The sequence below is a fragment of the Pedobacter zeae genome, assembly GCF_014196715.1.
GTDB classification, from domain to species: domain Bacteria; phylum Bacteroidota; class Bacteroidia; order Sphingobacteriales; family Sphingobacteriaceae; genus Pedobacter; species Pedobacter zeae.
Map to the genome: position 1 here is coordinate 1 of NZ_JACIEF010000010.1, position 1589 is coordinate 1589.

Here is a 1589-nt window from a genome sequence, read left to right on the forward strand (position 1 = left end):
GTAATGGTCTTGGTTACGATCGTTGAGTAATCACTACCCTCTGTTGCCGTTCCACCCAAAGTATAGGTAATGGTGGTAGGTTGTGATGATGGATTGCTCAGCGTTACCGTAAAGCTTCCGTTCACCGGACCGTTTTCACTTCCTGAAGTACCCGCGGTAATCGTAGCTACCGAAGTATCGTTATCGGTGATGTTCACCGTAGCCGGTACCGTGCTTGCCGTAACCGATGGGTTGCTGGTTGCAGCAGCCATCGTCAAAATCACCGTTTCAGTACCTTCTGCAATGTTATCATCCAGTACCGGTACACTTACCCTTACACTGCTCTGCCCTGCAGGGATGGTTACCGTAGTACCGATCGAAGTATAATCCGATCCGCTGGTAGCTGTGCCGGTTACCGAATAGGTAATCTGCGTATCACTTGTAGATACATTACTTAAGGTAAAGGTGAACTCACCAGCGGTGCCTGGTTCTGCACCGTCTTTAGTGGCAGCAACGGTAACCGTTGCTGTGGTATTGTCCGTAATGTTGATCGTTGCAGGGGTATTGCTTACCGTTACTGTCGGGTTACCCGATACAGTTAAAGTAGCCACAACCGTTTCAGTGCCTTCAACAATGTTGTCAGTCAATACCGGGATGGTAATTGTTCCCGTAGTCTGACCCGCCGGGATGGTAATGGTCTTTGTCACAATGGCCGAGTAATCGCTGCCCTCAGTAGCCGTTCCACCCAAAGTATAGGTAATGGTGGTAGGTTGTGATGATGGATTACTTAAAGTTACCGTAAAGCTTCCGTTCACCGGACCGTTTTCACTGCCTGAAGTACCCGCAGTAATCGTAGCTACCGAGGTATCGTTATCGGTGATGTTCACCGTAGCCGGTACCGTGCTTGCCGTAATCGATGGGTTGCTGGTTGCAGCAGCCATCGTCAAAATCACCGTTTCAGTACCTTCTGCAATGTTATCATCCAGTACAGGTACACTTACCCTTACAGAAGTCTGCCCTGCCGGGATGGTTACCGTAGTACCGATCGAAGTATAATCCAGTCCGCTGGTAGCTGTGCCGGTTACCGAATAGGTAATCTGCGTATCACTTGTAGATACATTACTTAAGGTAAAGGTGAACTCACCAGCGGTGCCTGGTTCTGCACCGTCTTTAGTGGCTGCAACAGTAACCGTTGCGGTGGTATTGTCCGTAATGTTGATTGTTGCAGGGGTGTTGCTTACCGTTACTGTCGGGTTGCCTGATGCCGTTAAAGTAGCCACAACCGTTTCAGTGCCTTCAACGATATTATCGCTCAATACCGGGATGGTAATTGTTCCCGTAGTCTGACCTGCCGGGATGGTAATGGTCTTGGTCACAATGGCCGAGTAATCGCTGCCCTCAGTAGCCGTTCCACCCAAAGTATAGGTAATGGTGGTAGGTTGTGATGATGGATTGCTCAGCGTTACCGTAAAGCTTCCGTTCACCGGACCGTTTTCACTGCATGAAGTACCCGCGGTAATCGTAGCTACCGAGGTATCGTTATCGGTGATGTTCACCGTAGCCGGTACTGTACTTGCCGTAATCGATGGGTTGCTGGTTGCAGCAGCCAT

1 protein-coding gene is annotated in these 1589 nt (G+C 49.7%); it reads right to left on the bottom strand.

What is annotated here, in order from left to right; all coding sequences use genetic code 11:
* On the bottom strand, nt 1–1589 hold a 1589-nt coding region (locus GGQ60_RS22835; RefSeq protein ID WP_221236029.1), incomplete at both ends, for a beta strand repeat-containing protein.